Source organism: Cupriavidus sp. USMAHM13 (genome assembly GCF_001854285.1).
GTDB classification, from domain to species: Bacteria; Pseudomonadota; Gammaproteobacteria; order Burkholderiales; family Burkholderiaceae; genus Cupriavidus; species Cupriavidus malaysiensis.
The window spans coordinates 253,888-274,114 of the sequence record NZ_CP017751.1 but is presented as its reverse complement, the minus strand read 5'-3'; the positions used below and the strand labels follow the sequence as shown (position 1 = coordinate 274,114).

The 20,227-nt window shown below is 67.2% G+C and carries 16 protein-coding genes; all 16 read left to right on the top strand.

Features of this window, described 5'->3' with window-relative positions:
• Window positions 1-58: 58 nt before the first annotated feature.
• The 16 genes from BKK81_RS01335 to putA all read left to right on the top strand — a co-directional run bounded on the left by BKK81_RS01335 (window position 59) and on the right by putA (window position 20,146).
• On the top strand, window positions 59-832 hold the full coding sequence (locus BKK81_RS01335) for a ParA family protein (RefSeq protein ID WP_071010405.1): 774 nt from the start codon (window positions 59-61) through the stop codon (window positions 830-832).
• Window positions 833-897: 65 nt separating this feature from the next.
• Entirely contained in the window at window positions 898-1,800 is a 903-nt protein-coding gene (locus BKK81_RS01330; protein ID WP_071010403.1) for a ParB/RepB/Spo0J family partition protein, read from the top strand.
• Window positions 1,801-2,124: 324 nt separating this feature from the next.
• Window positions 2,125-2,598 (top strand): ATP synthase subunit I, encoded by a 474-nt coding sequence (locus BKK81_RS01325; protein WP_071010401.1) that lies wholly within the window; start codon window positions 2,125-2,127, stop codon window positions 2,596-2,598.
• A gap of 238 nt (window positions 2,599-2,836) precedes the next feature.
• Window positions 2,837-3,703, top strand: a complete 867-nt coding sequence (atpB, locus tag BKK81_RS01320) for a F0F1 ATP synthase subunit A (RefSeq protein ID WP_071010400.1) — start codon at window positions 2,837-2,839, stop codon at window positions 3,701-3,703.
• A 61-nt stretch (window positions 3,704-3,764) separates the two neighbouring features.
• The gene (gene atpE / locus BKK81_RS01315; protein WP_013958389.1) at window positions 3,765-4,031 is read left to right on the top strand and encodes a F0F1 ATP synthase subunit C; all 267 of its coding nucleotides are present in this window, start codon (window positions 3,765-3,767) and stop codon (window positions 4,029-4,031) included.
• Between the two features lie 99 nt (window positions 4,032-4,130).
• Entirely contained in the window at window positions 4,131-4,601 is a 471-nt protein-coding gene (locus tag BKK81_RS01310; protein WP_071010398.1) for a F0F1 ATP synthase subunit B, read from the top strand.
• Window positions 4,602-4,603: 2 nt separating this feature from the next.
• Window positions 4,604-5,146, top strand: coding sequence for a F0F1 ATP synthase subunit delta (locus BKK81_RS01305; protein ID WP_071010396.1), 543 nt, complete (start codon window positions 4,604-4,606; stop codon window positions 5,144-5,146).
• Between the two features lie 50 nt (window positions 5,147-5,196).
• Entirely contained in the window at window positions 5,197-6,738 is a 1,542-nt protein-coding gene (gene atpA, locus BKK81_RS01300; protein WP_071010392.1) for a F0F1 ATP synthase subunit alpha, read from the top strand.
• Between the two features lie 75 nt (window positions 6,739-6,813).
• The gene (gene atpG, locus BKK81_RS01295; RefSeq protein WP_071010390.1) at window positions 6,814-7,689 is read left to right on the top strand and encodes a F0F1 ATP synthase subunit gamma; all 876 of its coding nucleotides are present in this window, start codon (window positions 6,814-6,816) and stop codon (window positions 7,687-7,689) included.
• A gap of 44 nt (window positions 7,690-7,733) precedes the next feature.
• Window positions 7,734-9,137 (top strand): F0F1 ATP synthase subunit beta, encoded by a 1,404-nt coding sequence (gene atpD / locus BKK81_RS01290; protein WP_071010388.1) that lies wholly within the window; start codon window positions 7,734-7,736, stop codon window positions 9,135-9,137.
• A gap of 105 nt (window positions 9,138-9,242) precedes the next feature.
• Window positions 9,243-9,662, top strand: a complete 420-nt coding sequence (locus BKK81_RS01285; RefSeq protein ID WP_071010386.1) for a F0F1 ATP synthase subunit epsilon — start codon at window positions 9,243-9,245, stop codon at window positions 9,660-9,662.
• A gap of 784 nt (window positions 9,663-10,446) precedes the next feature.
• Window positions 10,447-10,872: a CoA-binding protein gene (locus BKK81_RS01280; RefSeq protein WP_071010385.1), complete on the top strand. Its 426-nt coding sequence runs from the start codon at window positions 10,447-10,449 to the stop codon at window positions 10,870-10,872.
• Window positions 10,873-10,945: 73 nt separating this feature from the next.
• Complete coding sequence (locus tag BKK81_RS01275) at window positions 10,946-11,902, top strand: alpha/beta hydrolase (protein ID WP_071010383.1); 957 nt, start codon at window positions 10,946-10,948, stop codon at window positions 11,900-11,902.
• 76 nt (window positions 11,903-11,978) lie between these two features.
• Window positions 11,979-13,070, top strand: a complete 1,092-nt coding sequence (gene hemE / locus BKK81_RS01270; RefSeq protein WP_071010382.1) for a uroporphyrinogen decarboxylase — start codon at window positions 11,979-11,981, stop codon at window positions 13,068-13,070.
• Window positions 13,071-13,673: 603 nt separating this feature from the next.
• Window positions 13,674-15,959, top strand: a complete 2,286-nt coding sequence (locus BKK81_RS01265; protein ID WP_071015892.1) for a primosomal protein N' — start codon at window positions 13,674-13,676, stop codon at window positions 15,957-15,959.
• 173 nt (window positions 15,960-16,132) lie between these two features.
• A complete protein-coding gene (gene putA / locus BKK81_RS01260) occupies window positions 16,133-20,146 on the top strand; it encodes a trifunctional transcriptional regulator/proline dehydrogenase/L-glutamate gamma-semialdehyde dehydrogenase (RefSeq protein WP_071010380.1) in 4,014 nt (1,337 codons plus the stop codon).
• The last annotated feature ends 81 nt before the right edge of the window (window positions 20,147-20,227 follow it).

Here is a 20,227-nt window from a genome sequence, read left to right as displayed (position 1 = left end):
GCCACCTGGCGCCGCCCGTTCCGGCCTATCGAATGACAAGCAGGAGCCTCTGAAGCATATGGCCAAGGTATTCGTGATCGCAAACCAGAAGGGCGGGGTGGGCAAGACCACCACCACGGTGAACCTCGCCGCCGGCCTGGCCGCCCAGGATCAGCGCGTGCTGCTGGTCGACCTCGATCCGCAGGGCAACGCCTCGATGGGCTCGGGCATCGACAAGCAGTCGCTGGAGCACAGCGTCTACCAGGTGCTGGTCGGCCTGGCCACGATTCCACAGGCGCGCCAGCGTTCGGAGTCCGGCAAGTACGATGTGCTGCCCGCCAACCGCGAGCTGGCGGGTGCCGAGGTGGAGCTGGTCGAGCTGGAACAGCGCGAACGCCGGCTCAAGCAGGCCATCGCCGAGGTCGATGCCGATTATGACTTCGTGCTGATCGACTGCCCGCCCTCGCTGTCGCTGCTGACCCTCAATGGACTTTGCGCAGCGCATGGCGTGATCGTGCCGATGCAATGCGAGTACTTCGCGCTCGAGGGCCTGTCGGATCTGGTCAATACCATCAAGCAGGTCCACGCCAACCTGAACCGCGACCTCAAGGTGATCGGCCTGCTGCGCGTCATGTTCGATCCCCGTGTCACGCTGCAGCAGCAGGTATCGGCGCAGCTGGAGGCGCACTTCGGCGACAAGGTGTTCAAGACCGTGATCCCGCGCAATGTGCGCCTTGCCGAGGCACCGTCGTACGGCATGCCGGGCGTTGCTTTCGATGCCTCGTCCAAGGGCGCGAAAGCCTATCTCGACTTCGGCGCGGAGATGATCGCCCGCGTCAAGCAGCTTGGTTGAGTACATTTGCATACATTGATGGCTGGACAGGCGTGGCGTCCGCCGCGCGCAGCAAGGAAGCGAGCATGAGTACCGTAAAGAAGAAGGGACTGGGCCGTGGCCTCGAGGCGTTGCTGGGCGGCCCTGCCGAAATCGTCGAGACGGCCAGGCAGGAGGGCGCGCCGCAGGTGCTGCGGCTGGACCAGCTGCAGCCCGGCAAGTACCAGCCGCGCACACGCATGGACGAGGGCGCGCTGCAGGAGCTGGCGGCGAGCATCCGCGCCCAGGGCCTGATGCAGCCGATCCTGGTGCGCCGCGTGGCCGAGCCCGATCGCTACGAGATCATCGCCGGTGAGCGGCGCTTCCGCGCCTCCAAGCTGGCGGGCCTGGACAAGGTACCGGTGCTGGTGAAGGAGGTGGCCGACGAAGTCGCGGCCGCGATGGCGCTGATCGAGAACATCCAGCGCGAAGACCTGAACCCGCTGGAGGAGGCGCAGGGCATCATGCGCCTGATCCGCGAATTCCGCTTCACCCACGAGCAGGCCGCCGAAGCGGTGGGCCGCTCGCGCAGCGCGGTCTCCAACCTGCTGCGCCTGCTCAATCTCGCCCAGCCGGTGCAGACCATGCTGATGGCCGGGGATCTCGACATGGGCCACGCGCGCGCGCTGCTGGCCGTGGACGGCGCCACCCAGATCACACTGGCGAATCAGGTCGTCAACAAGCGGCTGTCGGTGCGCGAGACCGAGAAGCTGGTTGCCGCCGCACTGAAACCGGTCGAGCTGACATCGCTGAAGCACCGTGCCGGTGCAGGCGGGCGCGATGTGGCCCGTCTCGAAGAAGAACTCTCGGATGCGCTCGGCCTGCCGGTGCAGATCAAGCTCAATACACGTGGCAAGGGCCAGTTGACCGTGCGCTTCACCAGCAACGACGCGCTGGATGAAGTGCTGGTGCGCCTGCGTGGCGCGGTCGGCGACCAGCGCGTCGCCTGAGTCCGGTCCGTCCTGAAGGGACGGCGCCATGCAGCGGCCGCATCGCAATCGGTGCGATTACCCCGCACATCGTTGTCGCGCCGCCGTTTCCGCCCCATGCTGAAGGCAAAGGCGTGGCGCGGCTGCCGCGCCGATCTCGCAAGGCAAATGTAAGCAGATTGACTCGAATCGGGGAATCCCCTTAAAATCGTGCGGTTTGAATTCTGGTCGGACCGAAAAGTTCCGGCCTGGAACGAGGCAGGCAGGGTAGTGGCTCGAGACCGTCAGCAGCAACACCGGCAAGGCCCGGATACCGATCACGCGACAGGTCCGCAAGCGGACGCGGTGCATCGGGAAGACAAGGCCCGCAGGGCAGACTGGACGGACGAGGCGGAGACAGAGGACGACATCGTCGAACCGCTGTCGCATGCCGACGCGGTGAACCTCTTCGGCGAGCGCGCGCTACGCGCATCGCGCATGACACCTGGCAAGGTGGTACTGGTCCAGGTGGTGGTGACCCTGTTGTCGGCAGCGGCGTGGGGCTGGTTCGGCCGGCCCGGTGCGGCATCGGCCTGGTCGGCCTGGTTCGGCGGCATGGTGTGCTTCGTGCCGAGCGGCTTCTTCGCGCTGCGCCTGTGGATGATGCGCGCGCGTCCGTCGATCAGTGGTCTGGTCGTTGGCGAAGCGATCAAGGTGTTCGGCACCGCCGCACTGTTCGTGCTGGTGGTAGTGCTGTACCACGATCTGCGCTGGGTGCCGATGCTTGTCACGTTCCTGCTTGCACTCAAGTCCTATTGGGTGGCGCTGGCCATACGCTAGTGCGCTGCCCGGGGCGACCGGGGCCGGAAGCGGCGCCTTGCTCCGAAATGGGGCGCGCAGGTGGATTTTCAAGGGTTGCAGTGCGCGCGTCATCACGGTGACGCGGGGCACGGATAGGTTAACAGGGTCTTGCACGCGGTGACCGGCCACTGGGCCGAAGGCGGAGCAAGAAACATACCGGGCGCAGGCAGAGCGCCGCGCCGGTGCGGCAGATTTCTCAATATACCGTTCGTTCGACATGTCTGAAGCCATCCCGGGCGCGGAACACGCGCTGACACCCTCCGGCTATATCGCCGAACACTTGCAGAACCTGAACTCCATCGGCGGCAAGCAAGCCTCCGTGGTCGACTTCAGCGTTCTCAACTATGACACGATCTTCTGGTCGGTGCTGTGCGGCCTGATCGCCGTCGGCTTCCTGATGATCGCCGCGCGCCGCGTTACCGCCGGCGTGCCGGGCCGCTTCCAGGCCTTCGTCGAGATGATCGTCGAGATGGTCGACGACCAGGCCAAGGGCATCATCCACGGTGACCGTTCCTGGATCGCCCCGCTGGCCCTGATGGTGTTCTGCTGGATCACCATCATGAACGCGGTCGACCTGATCCCGGTCGACTGGGTCACCGGCCTCAACAGCTTCCTCGGCATCTTCCACCTGCACCTGCCGCACCACCGCGCGGTCGCCACGGCCGACCTGAACGGCACGCTGGGCATGTCGTTCTCGGTGCTGATCCTGATGATCTACTACAGCTTCAAGATCAAGGGCGCGGGCGGCTTCATGCACGAGCTGTTCTCGGCCCCGTTCGGCGCCAAGTGGTATCTGGCCCCGTTCAACCTGGTCCTCAACATCATCGAGTTCCTGGCCAAGGCCGTCTCGCTCGGCATGCGGTTGTTCGGCAACATGTACGCCGGCGAACTGGTGTTCCTGCTGATCGCACTGCTGGGTTCGATGTGGACCTTCGGCGCCGACCTGAGCGCGCTGGGCTTCGTCGGCCATGTGCTGGCGGGTGCCGTGTGGGCGATCTTCCACATCCTGATCGTGCTGCTGCAAGCCTTCATTTTCATGATGCTGACGCTGGTGTACATCGGCCAGGCACACGATCACCACTGATTTCCGGTTTTTGGTTTTTTGGTTTTTTGGTTCTAAGTCTCTCTAAATTAAAGGAGTCATCATGCAAGCATTTCTCGCCAACATCCAGGGTCTGACCGCTATCGGCATCGGCATCATCATCGGTCTGGGCGCAATCGGCGCCTGCCTGGGTATCGCCCTGATGGGTGGCAAGTACATCGAAGCCTGCGCACGTCAGCCCGAGCTGATGAACCCGCTGCAGACCAAGATGTTCCTGCTGGCTGGCCTGATCGACGCGGCATTCCTGATCGGTGTGGGTGTGGCCATGCTGTTCGCCTTCGCCAACCCGCTGCTGGCTGTCATCAAGTAATTCTTTTCGGTCTGCATGATGCTGACGGGCGGCGCGGGCCACCAGCCTGGCCGCCTTTTGCGCATTTATCTGTAGTTTGATTACCGAAAGGAACACACCATGAATCTGAACGCAACGTTTCTTGCGCAGATGGTCGTGTTCTTCATCCTGTGGTGGGTTGTTGCCAAATTCATTTGGCCGCCGCTGGTGAAGGCGCTCGACGAACGCGCAAAGAAGATCGCCGATGGCCTCGCCGCCGCCGAGAAGGGCAAGGCTGAGCTCGAACTCGCCAACAAGCGCGTGGACCAGGCCATGTCCGAAGCCCGCACGGAAGGCGCGCAGCGCGTTGCCGACGCCGAGAAGCGCGCCCAGCTGGTCGCCGACGAGATCAAGCAGAACGCTCAGGCCGAAGCCGCGCGCATCATCGCCCAGGCCAAGACCGACGCCGAGCAGCAGGTCACCAAGGCGCGCGAGCAATTGCGCGACCAGGTCTCCGTGCTGGCCGTCAAGGGTGCCGAGCAGATCCTCAAGCGTGAAGTGAATGCGCAGGTCCACGCCGATCTGCTCAACCAACTCAAGGCTGAGCTCTAATCATGGCAGAAACCGCAACCATTGCCCGTCCCTACGCTGAGGCGCTGTTCCGCGCCGCCAGCGAATCGAGCGCAGGCAATCTGGGTGCATGGTCCGAGCTGATGTCGGAGATGGGGCAGGTTGCCGCCAACCCCGACATGCAGGCGCTCGCCACCGATCCGAACGTGCCCGGCGAGAAGCTGGCCGAGACGTTCCTCTCGGTGCTGAAGTCTCCGGTCAACGACGAAGCCAAGCGCTTCGTCCAGCTGCTGGTGGAAAACAACCGCCTGATCGTGCTGCCGGAGATCGCCGAGCAATTCCATGTGCTCAAGAACGCCCGCGAAGGTTCGGCCGATGTCGAGATCACCAGTGCCTTCCCGATGGAAGGTGCCCAGTTGAACGACCTGGTCGCCGCGCTCGAGCGCAAGTTCGGCCGCAAGCTGCAACCCAAGGTGGCGGTCGACCCGTCCCTGATCGGCGGCGTATGCGTCAAGGTCGGCGACGAAGTGCTCGACACCTCGGTGCGCGCGCGCCTGGCTTCCATGCAAGCCGCGCTGACCGCATGATGCGCCATTGAGCGCACCGGCCGACGGATTGAAGAATTAGGAGCATTGTGATGCAACTGAACCCCTCAGAAATCAGCGAGCTGATCAAGTCCCGCATCTCGGGCCTTGGCGCCGACGCTGAAGTGCGCAACACCGGCACGGTGATTTCCGTGACCGATGGTATCTGCCGCGTGCACGGCCTGTCCGGCGTGATGCAGGGCGAGATGCTGGAATTCCCGGGCAACACCTTCGGCCTCGCGCTGAACCTCGAGCGCGACTCGGTCGGCGCCGTGGTGCTGGGTGAGTACGAACACATTTCCGAAGGCGACACGGTCAAGTGCACCGGCCGCATTCTGGAAGTGCCCGTGGGCAAGGAACTGCTGGGCCGCGTGGTCAACACGCTGGGCCAGCCGATCGACGGCAAGGGCCCGATCAACGCCAAGGAAACCGACGTGATCGAGAAGGTCGCGCCGGGCGTGATCGCGCGCCAGTCGGTGAGCCAGCCGGTGCAGACCGGCCTGAAGTCGATCGACGCCATGGTGCCGATCGGCCGCGGCCAGCGCGAGCTGATCATCGGCGACCGCCAGACCGGCAAGACCGCTGTCGCCGTCGACTCGATCATCAACCAGAAGGGCAAGGGCGTCTTCTGCGTGTACGTGGCAATCGGCCAGAAGGCTTCGACGATCGCCAACGTGGTGCGCAAGCTGGAAGAGCACGGCGCGATGGAATACACCATCGTCGTCGCCGCCGCCGCTTCGGACTCGGCCGCCATGCAGTACCTGGCCGCCTACGCCGGCTGCACGATGGGCGAATACTTCCGCGACCGCGGCGAAGATGCGCTGATCGTCTATGACGACCTGACCAAGCAGGCCTGGGCCTACCGTCAGGTGTCGCTGCTGCTGCGCCGCCCGCCGGGCCGCGAAGCCTACCCTGGCGACGTGTTCTACCTGCACTCGCGCCTGCTGGAGCGTGCCGCCCGCGTGAACGCCGACTACGTCGAGAAGTTCACCAATGGCGCCGTCAAGGGCAAGACCGGTTCGCTGACCGCGCTGCCCGTGATCGAAACGCAGGCCGGCGACGTGTCCGCATTCGTGCCGACCAACGTGATCTCGATCACCGACGGCCAGATCTTCCTGGAAACCGACCTGTTCAACGCCGGTATCCGCCCCGCTATCAACGCCGGTATCTCGGTGTCGCGCGTCGGCGGTGCCGCCCAGACCAAGGTCGTCAAGAAGCTGTCCGGCGGTATCCGTACCGACCTGGCCCAGTACCGTGAACTGGCTGCGTTCGCGCAGTTCGCCTCGGACCTGGACGACGCTACCCGCAAGCAGCTCGAGCGCGGCCGCCGCGTGACCGAACTGCTGAAGCAGCCGCAGTACCAGCCGCTGCAGGTGTGGCAGCTGGCCGCGTCGCTGTACGCTGCCAACAACGGCTTCCTCGACAACGTGGAAGTGAAGGACCTGCTGCCGTTCGAGAAGGGCCTGCACGACCACCTGAAGTCGAAGTACGCCGACCTCGTCAACCGCATCGAGGACACCAAGGATCTCTCGAAGGAAGACGAAGCCGCTCTGCGTGCCGCGATCGAGGATTTCAAGAAGTCCGCCGCGTTCTAACCACGTGATTCCGCAGCGCTGCGCCGGACGCCGCCGCAAGGTGGCGCCCGGCGCAGCGTGAATGGAGAGGAAGATATGGCCGGAACGAAAGAGATTCGAACCAAGATCAAGAGCGTGCAGAACACGCGCAAGATCACCAAGGCGATGGAGATGGTCGCCGCATCCAAGATGCGCAAGGCGCAGGAGCGGATGCGCAATGCCCGTCCCTACGCCGAGAAGGTGCGCAATATCGCGGCGCACCTGGCGGCAGCCAATCCCGAGTTCAAGCACCCCTTCATGGAAGCGCGCGAGGTCAAGCGTGCCGGCATGATCGTGGTGACCACCGACAAGGGCCTGTGCGGCGGCCTGAACACCAACGTGCTGCGCGCGGTCACGAACGAGCTTCGCGACCTGCAGGGTCGCAGCGTGCAGGTGCAGGCGACCGCCATCGGTACCAAGGGCATGCAGTTCCTCGGCCGTATCGGCGCCAAGGTGGTTTCGCACGTGGTGCATCTCGGTGACACCCCGCATCTGGAAAAGCTGATCGGCGCGATCAAGGTCCAGCTCGATGCCTTCACCAATGGCGAGATCGACGCCGTGTACCTGGCGTACACGAAGTTCGTGAACACCATGAAGCAGGAGCCGGTGGTCGAGCAGTTGCTGCCGCTGGCAGCGGACAAGCTGTCCCAGACCGAGGAAGAAAAGCGCGCGTACTCGTGGGACTACATCTACGAGCCCGACGCCCAGACCGTGGTGGAAGAACTGCTGGTCCGCTACGTGGAAGCGCTGGTGTACCAGGCCGTGGCCGAGAACATGGCGTCCGAGCAGTCGGCGCGCATGGTGGCCATGAAGGCGGCATCCGACAATGCCAAGAACGTGATCGGCGAGTTGCAGCTGGACTACAACAAGACCCGCCAGGCCGCGATCACCAAGGAACTGTCGGAAATCGTCAGCGGCGCAGCCGCCGTCTGATGCGCGTCTGAGGCGTCAAGAATTCAAGCTATCGGAGATACGAAATGAGTATCGGAAATATTGTGCAGTGCATTGGCGCCGTGGTGGACATCGAGTTCCCCCGCGACGCGCTGCCCAAGGTGTACGACGCGCTCGTGCTGGAAGACAGCGCCGAGGCCTCGTTCGCCGAGAAGGGCCTGACCTTCGAAGTGCAGCAACAGCTGGGTGACGGCGTGGTCCGCACCATCGCGCTGGGTTCGTCCGACGGCCTGCGCCGCGGCATGGCCGTGCGCGGCACCGGCGCCCCGATTTCGGTGCCGGTCGGTCACGGTACCCTGGGCCGCATCATGGACGTGCTGGGCCGCCCCATCGACGAGGCCGGTCCGATCGCTTCGGACGAGAAGCGCGCGATCCACCAGAAGGCACCGAAGTTCGACGAGCTGTCGCCCTCGGTTGACCTGCTCGAAACCGGCATCAAGGTGATCGACCTGGTCTGCCCGTTCGCCAAGGGCGGCAAGGTGGGCCTGTTCGGTGGCGCCGGCGTGGGCAAGACCGTCAACATGATGGAGCTCATCAACAACATCGCCAAGCAGCACAGCGGTCTGTCGGTGTTCGCCGGCGTGGGCGAGCGTACCCGTGAAGGGAACGACTTCTACCACGAAATGAAGGACTCGAACGTGCTCGACAAGGTGGCCATGGTGTTCGGCCAGATGAACGAGCCGCCGGGCAACCGTCTGCGCGTGGCACTTTCCGGCCTGACCATGGCCGAGAAGTTCCGCGACGAAGGCCGTGACATCCTGTTCTTCGTCGACAACATCTACCGCTACACGCTGGCCGGTACCGAAGTGTCGGCACTGCTGGGCCGTATGCCTTCCGCCGTGGGCTACCAGCCGACGCTGGCCGAGGAAATGGGCAAGCTGCAGGAGCGCATCACCTCGACCAAGACCGGTTCGATCACCTCGATCCAGGCCGTGTACGTGCCTGCGGATGACTTGACCGACCCGTCGCCGGCCACCACCTTCCTGCACTTGGACTCGACCGTCGTGCTGTCGCGTGACATCGCCGCGCTGGGTATCTACCCCGCCGTCGATCCGCTCGACTCGACCTCGCGCCAGCTCGACCCGCAAGTCGTCGGCACCGAGCACTACGAAGTCGCCCGCCGCGTGCAGCAGACCCTGCAGCGCTACAAGGAACTGCGCGACATCATCGCGATTCTGGGCATGGACGAACTGGCTCCGGAAGACAAGCTCGCCGTGGCGCGCGCTCGTAAGATCCAGCGTTTCCTGTCGCAGCCCTTCCACGTCGCGGAAGTGTTCACGGGTTCGCCGGGCAAGTACGTGCCGCTGAAGGAAACCATCCGCGGCTTCAAGATGCTGGTGGACGGCGAGTGCGACCACCTGCCCGAGCAGGCCTTCTACATGGTCGGCTCGATCGACGAAGCCTTCGAGAAGGCCAAGAAGCTCCAGTAAGCACCGTCTTCGTCCTGATGCGCGCCGGCAGCGGTGGCGCGCCAGGACGGAAACCAGGCTTCCCGGCGACGGGAAGCCGATGCTTACCGGGACAAAGGAATTCACATGGCAACCATTCTTGTAGACGTCGTCAGCGCGGAAGCGTCGATCTTCTCCGGTCAGGCGAAGTTCGTGGCGCTGCCGGGCGAGGCGGGTGAACTGGGCATCCTGCCCGGCCACACGCCGCTGATCACGCGCATCCAGCCGGGCGCCGTGCGTATCGAGAAGGAAGACGGCAGCGAAGAGTTCGTGTTCGTTGCCGGCGGTATTCTCGAAGTCCAGCCCAAGCACGTCACCGTGCTGGCCGATACCGCTATCCGCGGTGCCGACCTGGACGAAGCCAAGGCGCAAGAGGCCAAGCGCGCGGCCGAGGAAGCGCTGCAGAACAAGAGCAGCGACCTGGATCTGGCGCGTGCGCAGAGCGAACTGGCGGTCGCCGCCGCCCAGCTCGCGGCAATCTCGCGCCTGCGCCGCAAGCGTCGCTAAGGCGTCGCTGGAGTCTTGCGCGCCGGGACTGTTGTTTTCTTGCGCGACAGAGAAAAAGGCAGCCGGAAGGCTGCCTTTCTTCTTACGGGCACGCTATGCTTTCGTCCTGAACCGGCAAAAAAAACGCGCGGGCCGGGGAGGCACCGCGCGGACGGGAAAATCCCTTCGAGGGGTCAATTCGAAGGAACGGGTTCGGTTCAGGAATCACATCATCAGAGCGTACCGGCCAAGGCCGCGTCGCCGATCGGGTCATCCTGCAAGCCTGGACAGCCTCATCTGTTCGGGCGATCCAGGCACTTCAGACATTCTGCTGGGCTTTCTTCCAGCTGGCTTTCTTATCCAATCCCTCTAAGGGGCGCGTGCGCCAGCGCATTCGAAACGCTTACTGTGAAACCATTGTGGGGGAAACTTCCTAGGATGGCAGTAACAAAGTGTATCGTTTTGCAAGAAGTTGAAAGCCGCATCTGACCGTAATTCCCGCTTATCTGCGCCGTTTGTGCCGTATCTGGCGCGTGGCGGCTCGATCGGCGCCACACCTGTTACGTGCATCAATCGGCATCCAGCGTTGCAGAAATGCGGTGCATGCTGCGCTTTGGCAATGCGTTGCAAAGCAGGCCGCACCAGAAGCGGGATATTGTGGCGTATCCTCCTCCCATATCATGTGGCGTACGATCGCCTTGCTGCGCCGGCGGTGGGCGAGCCAGCCGGCTCCAGGCGTTCGGCGCACAATGTGGGCTGGCCAACCAAACAACGGGACAGGCGCGCAGGCGCCGGAGATCAAGCGATGACGGTAATGGAGTCCGCGGTGCAGGCCATGCTGGCCATGAAGACGGTGGCCGTGGCAGGTCTTTCCGACCGGCCGGAGCGGGCCAGCCACGAGGTGGCTGCCTTCCTGCAGCGCCAGGGCTTTCGCATCGTGCCGGTCAATCCGCGCCACGCGGGCGAGCGCATCCTGGGCGAACCTTGCCATGCGAGCCTGGCCGAGGCGGTCGCGGCTGCGCGCGCCGAGGGGCGCGAGATCGGCTGGGTGGACATCTTCCGCCGGCCGGATGATGCGCTGGCGGTCGTCGACGAGGCCATCGCGCTGGGACTGCGGGGAGTCTGGCTGCAGCTCGGCATCGTCAACGAGCTGGCCACGGCGCGGGCCCGGGCGGCCGGCCTGCTGGCGGTGCAGGACCGTTGCAGCAAGATCGAATGGATGCGCCGCTGAGCATAGTACCGCCCCCGTCACCGCTACACTCTGCCCATCGCGTACCCAAGTCAGCGTCCTCGTACTTCCGCCCATGGCCATCGATCCGCAGCTCCTCTCCTATTTCCAGCGCCTCGCCGAACGTTACGCCGGCCAGCCCGTGCCGCGGGATGCCGCGGACCGGCGGGCCCGTTTCGCCGACATCGCGCTGATGTCGCACGCGCCAGACGCGGAAATGCTGCGCACCGAAGAGATCGAGATCCCCCTGCCCGGACGCACGCTGGCGGCACGGCTGTTCCGGCCCCAGGGAAAGGTCTCCCCGCGGCTGCTGGTGTACTTCCATGGCGGCGGCTGGGTGGTCGGCTCGCGCGACACGCACCATTCCGTGGCCGCCTTCCTGGCGGCCGATACCGGGTGCGCCGTGGCCAGCGTCGAGTACCGCCTGGCTCCCGAGTTTCCCTTTCCCGCTCCTTGCGACGACGCCAGCGATTCCCTGCTGTGGCTGGCCGAGCAACGCGTCCGCCTGGGCTTCGATCCCGCCTTCCTCGCGGTCGCTGGCGATAGCGCGGGCGCTCACCTGGCCGCGCAGGCCGCCAACCAGGCCAGCCTGTTTGCCCACCCCGGCCTGGTCGATGCCCAGCTGCTGATCTATCCGGCCGCGGTGCCCGCCTTCAGCAGCGAAAGCTACCGCGCCTTCGGCGCCGGCCCGGGGCTGACGCGCGATGAAATGGCCTGGTACTGGCAGCAGTTCATCGGCGACGAGGCGCTCGCACGCGGCGCCGGGCAGGAAGACACGCGCATTCACCTGATGGGCGCCGCACCGCGGCACATGCCCCCCGCTACCGTGGTGGTGGTGGCCGCGCACGACGTGCTGCGCGACGACGGCCTCGCCTATGCCGACTACCTTGTACGCCATGGCGCGCCGGTGATCACCATCGAGGCCTCCGGTATGACGCACGGCTTCGCACGCCTGCAGCCTGAGGCCGCGCGGGCACGCGAATGGATGCGCCGCGCGGCCCAGTCCTTCACCAGCCTGCTCGACGAGGCCTGAGTTCGCTCGCCGCCGTCGCCGAAGCGCCGGTGGCCGGCCGCCTATCCCTTAGAATGGCGGTCTTACGAGGGAGACCATGACCGCCTTGCAGAACGATACCTTGCTGCGCGCGCTGCGCCGGCAGCCGACCGAGTACACGCCGCTGTGGCTGATGCGCCAGGCCGGCCGCTACTTGCCCGAGTACAACGCCACGCGCGCGCGCGCCGGCAGCTTTCTCGGCCTGGCCAAGAATCCGGCCTATGCGACCGAGGTCACCCTGCAGCCGCTCGACCGCTATCCGCTGGACGCGGCCATCCTCTTCTCCGACATCCTGACCGTGCCGGATGCCATGGGCCTGGGCCTGTCCTTCGCCCAGGGCGAGGGTCCCCGCTTTGCCCGCCCACTGCGCACCGAAGCGGACGTCCAGCAACTCGCCGTGCCCGACATGGCTTCGCTGCAGTACGTCTTCGATGCCGTGGCCGAGATCCGCCGCGCCCTGGTGCAGGACGGACGCCAGCGCGTGCCGCTGATCGGCTTCTCCGGCAGTCCATGGACGCTGGCCTGTTATATGGTGGAGGGCGGCGGCTCGGACGACTTCCGCACCGTGAAGTCGATGCTGTATGCGCGGCCCGACCTGATGCATCGCATCCTCGACATCAACGCCCAGGCCGTGACCGCCTACCTGAATGCGCAGATCGAGGCGGGTGCCCAGGCGGTGATGCTGTTCGACACCTGGGGCGGTGTCCTGGCCGACGGGATCTACCAGGCTTTCTCGCTGGAGTATATGCGGCGGGTGCTGGCCGGGATCCGCCGCAGCCATGATGGCGAGAGCGTGCCAGCCATCGTCTTCACCAAAGGAGGCGGGCTGTGGCTGGAAGCGCTCGCCGACAGCGGCGCCGATGCCGTCGGGCTGGACTGGACCGTCAACCTCGCCGAGGCGCGCCGGCGCAGCGGCGGGCGCGTGGCGCTGCAGGGCAATCTGGATCCGACCGTGCTGTTCGCACCTGAAGCGGCGATCCGCGAACAGGCCCGGCGCGTGCTGGACGACTATGCGGCAGCGGGGGGCAGCGACGGCCACGTGTTCAACCTGGGACACGGGATCTCGCAGTTCACGCCGCCCGAGCACGTGACCATCCTGGTTGACGAGGTGCACCGGCACAGCCGGCGCCTGCGTGCGGCGCAGGCGTGACATCCCGGAACGCCGCCTGCCGCAAGGCGGCGGCGGGATCATGCGCTGCAGCGAGCGGCTGTATCGCCTGGCCGGCGGCGTAAACGGCGCGGCGCACGCGCTGTCAAGTAAACTTTTTTGTGCCATTTCGCCAATCCGGTGCAGCTTCTTGCTTGTCAAGGCTTGACTTATGCACACCGATGGGTTTGCCGCAGTGCAAGAGCGGGTTATTCCCTAACTCATCTGAGGGGTGTCTGCAAGTGCTTGATTTCAAAAGGATTGGATCTGCGCCTAAGCCACACCCCGAGCCGGTGGATGCCTTGATTGACGGGCCTTGGCGGGTTCTGGCGCTCAGTTTTCAACAAAGTTATCCACAGGCAGCCAGGGGGCAGTGGAAAAGCCGTCATCGATCATCGACTTAGAGGCACATTTGATGTTTTACTTTAAGTTGATGCTGCGTCGCACCCAAAATTTGCCCGCGGCGGCGGCGCACAAGGGCGGCGCGGCGCGACGCCCACCCCTGGTGCGCCGCCCGCCGCATGCGCGGGGAATGCACCCGTGAATCCCGCCACCGAGGACACCGCCAGCGCTTGCGCGGCCGACGTCGTAACGGCCGCGGCGGGGCTGGCTGCGGTGTTTCCCGCCGCGGAGCCCGGCATCGTGCGCGTCGCCCTGGATACGCCGGCGGCCGACAGCTTCGACTACCTCGGCAGCGACGCTGCCACCCCCGGCGCGATCGTCAGCGTGCCCTTCGGCCGCCGCGAGCTGGTCGGCGTGGTGTTGGGCCGTGCCGACAGCAGCGAGGTGCCGGCAGAGCGGCTGCGCCCGGTGAGGGCGCAGGTGGACTGGCTGCCTCCGCTCGATGCGAACTGGATGGCGCTGGCCGTCTTTGCGGCTCGCTACTACCATCGCTGCCTCGGTGAAGTGATGCTGCCGGCCCTTCCTCCCGCTTTGCGCGAGAGCGCCGGCTGGGCGGGGCTCGCGCAGCGGGCGCAGGGCAGGTTCTATCGCTTGCTGCCCGGGGCCGGCCAGGCCCTGCTCGACAGCGTGCCGGCGCGTGCGCGCAGCGTGATGGCATTGGCGCAGGCGCTGACGGCCGCGGCCGACGATGCCGGCGAGGATGGCGGGCCGGGCCTGTCCGCCAGCGAGGCGCGCGCCTTGTGCAGCGCCGCGCCGGCCCGCCTCGCGCAATGGGAAGAGGCTGGATGGATCGAGGCCGAGACCCGTGCCCGCCCGCTGCTGGCAACCGAGCCCGGGCGGGCGCCCTCGGAGCCGCCGCCGCTCCATGCGGAGCAGCGGCAGGCGGTCGAGGCGATCGGCGCGGCGCAGGGCTTTTCCCCGTTCCTCCTGCACGGCGTCACCGGCAGCGGCAAGACCGAGGTCTACCTGCACGCCATCGCGCAGGCGCTGGCCGCCGGCCCGCACGCCCAGGTGCTGATGCTGGTACCCGAGATCAACCTGACGCCGCAGCTGCAGGCGCGCGTGGCCGCGCGCTTTCCGGGCGAGCCGCTGGCGGTGCTGCACAGCGGCCTGGCCGAGCAGGAGCGCAGCCTGCAATGGCTGGCCGCGCATCGCGGCGAGGCGCGTATCGTGCTGGGCACGCGCATGGCCATCATGGCCTCCCTGCCGCGCCTGGCGCTGATCCTGGTCGATGAGGAGCACGATACCTCCTACAAGCAGCAGGACGGCCTGCGCTACTCGGCGCGGGACCTCGCGGTCTGGCGCGCCAAGCAGCTCGGCATTCCGGTGGTGCTGGGTTCGGCCACGCCTTCGATGGAATCCTGGTGGCGCGCCGAGCAAGGTGCCTACCGCAAGCTGGTGCTGCGCGAGCGCGCCCAGGCCGACGCCGTGCTGCCAGCGGTGCGGCTGGTCGACCTGAACCACGAGCGCCAGCGCCAGCGGCCGCTCTACGAGGGGTTGTCGGTGCCGCTGCTGGACGCGGTGCAGGCGCGCCTCGAGCGCGGCGAGCAGAGCCTGCTCTTCCTCAACCGGCGCGGCTATGCGCCGGTGCTGGCCTGCGATGCCTGCGGCTGGCTGTCCGGCTGTCCGCGCTGTTCCGCCTACCTGGTGCTGCACCGGCCCGAGCGGCGGCTGCGCTGTCACCATTGCGGGCTGGAGGCGCCGGTGCCGCACCATTGTCCCGACTGCGGCAATATGGACATCGCTCCGCTGGGGCGCGGCACGCAGCGAGTCGAAGAGGCCCTGGCGGCGCGTTTTCCACAGGCCCGCATCGCCCGCATCGATGCCGACTCGACACGCCGCAAGGGCAGCGCCCAGGCCATGTTCGACGATGTCCACGCCGGCGAGGTCGACATCCTGGTCGGCACGCAGATGGTGGCCAAGGGGCATGACTTCCAGCGCGTCACGCTGGTCGGCATCGTCCACCCGGACGCCGCCATGTTCAGCCACGACTTCCGCGCCGCCGAGCACCTGTTCGCCTCGCTGATGCAGGTGGCCGGGCGCGCCGGACGGGCCGGCCTGGCGGGCGAGGTACTGATCCAGACGCGCTACCCCGACGCTCCGGCTTTGCAGGCGCTGGCCCGCCATGACTATGATGGATTCGCTGGCGCCCAATTGCGCGAACGCCGCCAGGCGGGCCTGCCGCCCTTCGCCTACCAGGCCTTGCTGACGGCCGAGTACGGCCAGCTGGACCGGGCGCTGGCCTTCCTGCAGGCCGCGCGCCGGCAGGCGGAGCAGGGCGTGCCGGCGCCCGAGGTGCAACTGCACGATCCGGTGCCGATGTCGATGGTGCGGGTCGCCAACCGCGAACGTGCCCAGATGCTGGTGGAAAGCCACTCGCGCGCGGCGCTGCAAAGGTTTATCAGCGCATGGGTGCTGACTTTCGATGGCATCGGCGAGGCCGCGAAGGGCGTGCGCTGGCAGTTGGAGGTGGATCCGCTGCGGATCTGAGCGGCCCCGGCTGCACGCCAGCGGGATATTTGAGGTGCAACCGCGTTTACCCCTATGAAAACGCTGGTTGCGCCTGGTTGCACCGCGGCTTGCGGGCGGCGTAAGATGGCGCCAACCCAACGATTGCCGCAGCGACCACGGCCGGTCGCGGCCCAGCCAGGAGAACCGCACGCATGGCTACCACCACCCTGGGCGTCAAGCTCGACGACGCCTCGCGCGAGCGCCTCAAGCGCGCCGCCCAGCGCATCGACCGCACGCCGCACTGGCTGATCAAGCAGGCCATCTTCAGCTACCTCGAGCAGATCGAGAACGGCCTGCTGCCGCACGGTGCCGCCGATGCGGCGGAGTCGGGCGCGGCCGACGGCGCGGACGCCGCGGCCGCCGAGAGCGCGCCCCAGCCCTTCCTCGAATTCGCGCAGAGCGTGCAGCCGCAATCGGTGCTGCGCGCAGCCATCACCTCCGCCTATCGCCGGCCCGAGCCAGAGTCGGTGCCGGTGCTGCTGGAACAGGCTCGCCTGCCAGCGGTGCAGTCGGAGGCGGCCGTGGCCATGGCGGCGGCGCTGGCGCGGCGCCTGCGCGAGCGCAAGGCCGGCGGGAGCCCGGGCTGGAGCAAGCAGGGGCTGGTGCAGGGACTGGTGCAGGAGTTCTCGCTGTCCTCGCAGGAAGGGGTGGCGCTGATGTGCCTGGCCGAGGCCCTGTTGCGCATTCCCGACAAGGCGACGCGCGATGCGCTGATCCGCGACAAGGTCAGCGGCGCCAACTGGCAGTCGCACCTGGGCCAGAGCCGCTCCCTGTTCGTCAACGCGGCGACCTGGGGCCTGCTGCTGACCGGCAAGCTGGTCACCACCCACACCGAGACCGGGCTCACCCATGCCCTCACGCGCCTGATCGGCAAGGGCGGCGAGCCGCTGATCCGCAAGGGCGTGGACATGGCCATGCGGCTGATGGGCGAGCAGTTCGTCACCGGCGAGACCATTTCCGAGGCGCTGGCCAACGCGCGCCGCTACGAAGCCGACGGCTTCCGCTATTCCTATGACATGCTGGGCGAGGCGGCCATGACCGAGGCCGACGCGCAGCACTACCTCGCCGCCTACGAACAGGCCATCCATGCCATCGGCCAGGCCTCGGGCGGGCGCGGCATCTATGAGGGGCCGGGCATCTCGATCAAGCTGTCGGCACTGCATCCGCGCTACAGCCGGGCCCAGCACGAGCGCGTGATGAACGAGCTGTACGACCGCCTCAAGTCGCTGACCCAGCTGGCACGCCACTACGATATCGGCCTCAACGTCGACGCCGAGGAGGCCGACCGCCTGGAGCTGTCGCTCGACCTGCTGGAGCGCCTGTGCTTCGAGCCGGAGCTGGCCGGCTGGAACGGGATCGGCTTCGTGGTGCAGGCGTACCAGAAGCGCTGTCCCTTCGTCATCGACTACCTGATCGACCTGGCGCGCCGCAGCCGCCACCGCCTGATGATCCGCCTGGTCAAGGGCGCCTACTGGGACAGCGAGATCAAGCGGGCGCAGGTCGACGGCCTGGAGGGTTACCCGGTCTACACGCGCAAGGTCTACACCGATGTGTCCTACCTGGCCTGCGCGCGCAAGCTGCTGGCCGCACCCGACGCCATCTTCCCGCAGTTCGCCACCCACAACGCGCATACGCTGGCGGCCATCTACCAGATCGCCGGACACAACTACTATCCAGGCCAGTACGAATTCCAGTGCCTGCACGGCATGGGCGAGCCGCTCTATGAGCAGGTGGTCGGCCCGGTCGCACAGGGCAAGCTGAACCGCCCCTGCCGCATCTATGCCCCGGTGGGCACGCACGAGACGCTGCTGGCCTACCTGGTGCGGCGCCTGCTGGAGAACGGCGCCAACACCTCCTTCGTCAACCGCATCGGCGACGACTCGGTGCCGATCGAAGACCTGGTCGCCGATCCGGTGGCCGTGGTCGAGCGCCTGCACCGCGAGGAAAACGTGCTCGGCCGCCCGCATCCGCGCATCCCGCTGCCGCGCGAACTGTACGGCGCGGTGCGCGCCAATTCCGCCGGCATCGACCTGTCGAACGAGCAGCGCCTGGCGTCGCTGTCGTCGGCCCTGCTGGCGGCCTCGGGCGATCGTCCGCTGGCCGAGCCGATGCTGGGCGCGGCGGCGGAGCCGGGTGCAGCGGGCGAACCCGTGCCGGTACTCAATCCGGCGGACCGGCGCGACGTGGTCGGCCACGTGGTCGAGGCCGGCGAGGCCGAGGTGCAGGCCGCGCTCGCGGCCGCCGCCAATGCCGCGCCGATCTGGCAGGCGACCCCGCCGGCGACCCGCGCGGCCGCGCTGGAACGCGCCGCCGACCTGATGGAAGCGCAGATGCAGTCACTGATGAACGTGATCATGCGCGAGGCCGGCAAGACCTTCTCCAATGCCATCGCCGAGGTGCGCGAGGCGGTGGACTTCCTGCGCTACTACGCGGCCCAGGTGCGCGCGGACTTCTCCAACGATTCGCACCGCCCGCTCGGGCCGGTGGTCTGCATCAGCCCGTGGAACTTCCCGCTGGCCATCTTCACCGGCCAGGTGGCGGCCGCGCTGGCAGCCGGCAATCCGGTGCTGGCCAAGCCCGCCGAGCAGACGCCGCTGATCGCGGCCCAGGCGGTGCGCCTGCTGCGCGAGGCCGGCGTGCCGGCCGGCGCGGTGCAGCTGCTGCCGGGCCGCGGCGAGACCGTGGGTGCGGCGCTGGTGGCCGATGCCCGCGTGCGCGGCGTGATGTTCACCGGCTCCACCGAAGTGGCGCGCCTGCTGCAGCGCAGCCTGGCCGGCCGCCTCGATGCCGGCGGACGCCCGATTCCGCTGATCGCGGAGACCGGCGGCCAGAACGCGATGGTGGTCGACTCCTCGGCGCTGGCCGAGCAGGTGGTGGCCGACGTGATGCAGTCCGCTTTCGACTCCGCCGGGCAGCGCTGTTCGGCGCTGCGCGTGCTGTGCCTGCAGGAAGACGTGGCCGAGCGGGTCCTCAAGATGCTGAAGGGGGCCATGGCGGACCTCGTGCTGGGCAATCCCGACCGGCTTTCCACCGACGTCGGGCCGGTCATCGACGAGGAGGCGCGCGCCGGCATCGTTGCCCATATCGAGGCCATGCGCGCCAAGGGCCGCCGCGTGCACCAGGCCGAGCCGAACGTGGCGCTGACCGAGGCGTGCCGGCACGGCACCTTCGTGCCGCCGACGCTGATCGAGCTCGACAGCATCGGCGAACTGCAGCGCGAAGTATTCGGCCCGGTGCTGCACGTGGTGCGCTATGCGCGCGAAGATTTCGATGCGCTGATCGACCAGATCAACGGCACCGGCTACGGCCTGACCATGGGCGTGCATACCCGCATCGACGAGACCATCGCCCACGTCGTGGCGCGCATCCATGCCGGCAACCTCTACGTCAACCGCAATATGGTCGGCGCCGTGGTCGGCGTGCAGCCGTTCGGCGGCGAGGGCCTGTCGGGCACCGGGCCCAAGGCCGGCGGTCCGCTCTACCTGCCCCGGCTGCTGGCGCTGCGCCCGGCCGGCGCCGCGGCACTGGCGGTGGCGCGCGCCGATGCGCGCGCCGGCACCAGCGGCAACGACGCGGCGGGCGATCTCGCGCCGCGCACGGCGGGCGGCCGGGCGGCACTGGCCTTGCTGGCCGAGCTGGGTGCGTGGGCAGGCGAGCCGCATCCGGCGCTGGCCGAGGCCTGCCGCAGCTACGCGGCCGCTTCGCCCGCGGGCCTGGAGGTGACGCTGCCGGGCCCCACCGGCGAGCGCAATACCTATACCGTGCTGCCGCGCGAAGGCGTGCTGTGCCTGGCGCAGGAGGAGGGCGACCTGCTGCTCGAACTGGCGGCGGCACTGGCGGTCGGCGCGCCGGCGTTGTGGCCCGACGACAAGGCCAGCCGCGCGCTGCGGGAGCGCCTGCCCCAGGCAGTACAATCGCGCGTCCGCCTGGTGGCCGACTGGACGGCGCCGGACTGTGGCTACGACGCCGTGCTGCACCACGGCGACTCCGACCGGCTGCGCACGGTCTGCCAGCAGGTGGCGGCACGGACGGGCCCCATCGTCGGCGTACAAGGACTGGCCCACGGTGAACCGGATGTGGCCCTGGAGCGTTTGGTGATCGAGCGCTCGCTGTCGGTCAACACGGCCGCGGCGGGTGGCAATGCCAGCCTGATGACCATCGGCTGAAACGGCTGAAACGGCTGAAACGGCTGAAACGGCTGAAACGGCTGAAACGGCTGAAACGGCTGAAACGGCTGCGGCCGTCAA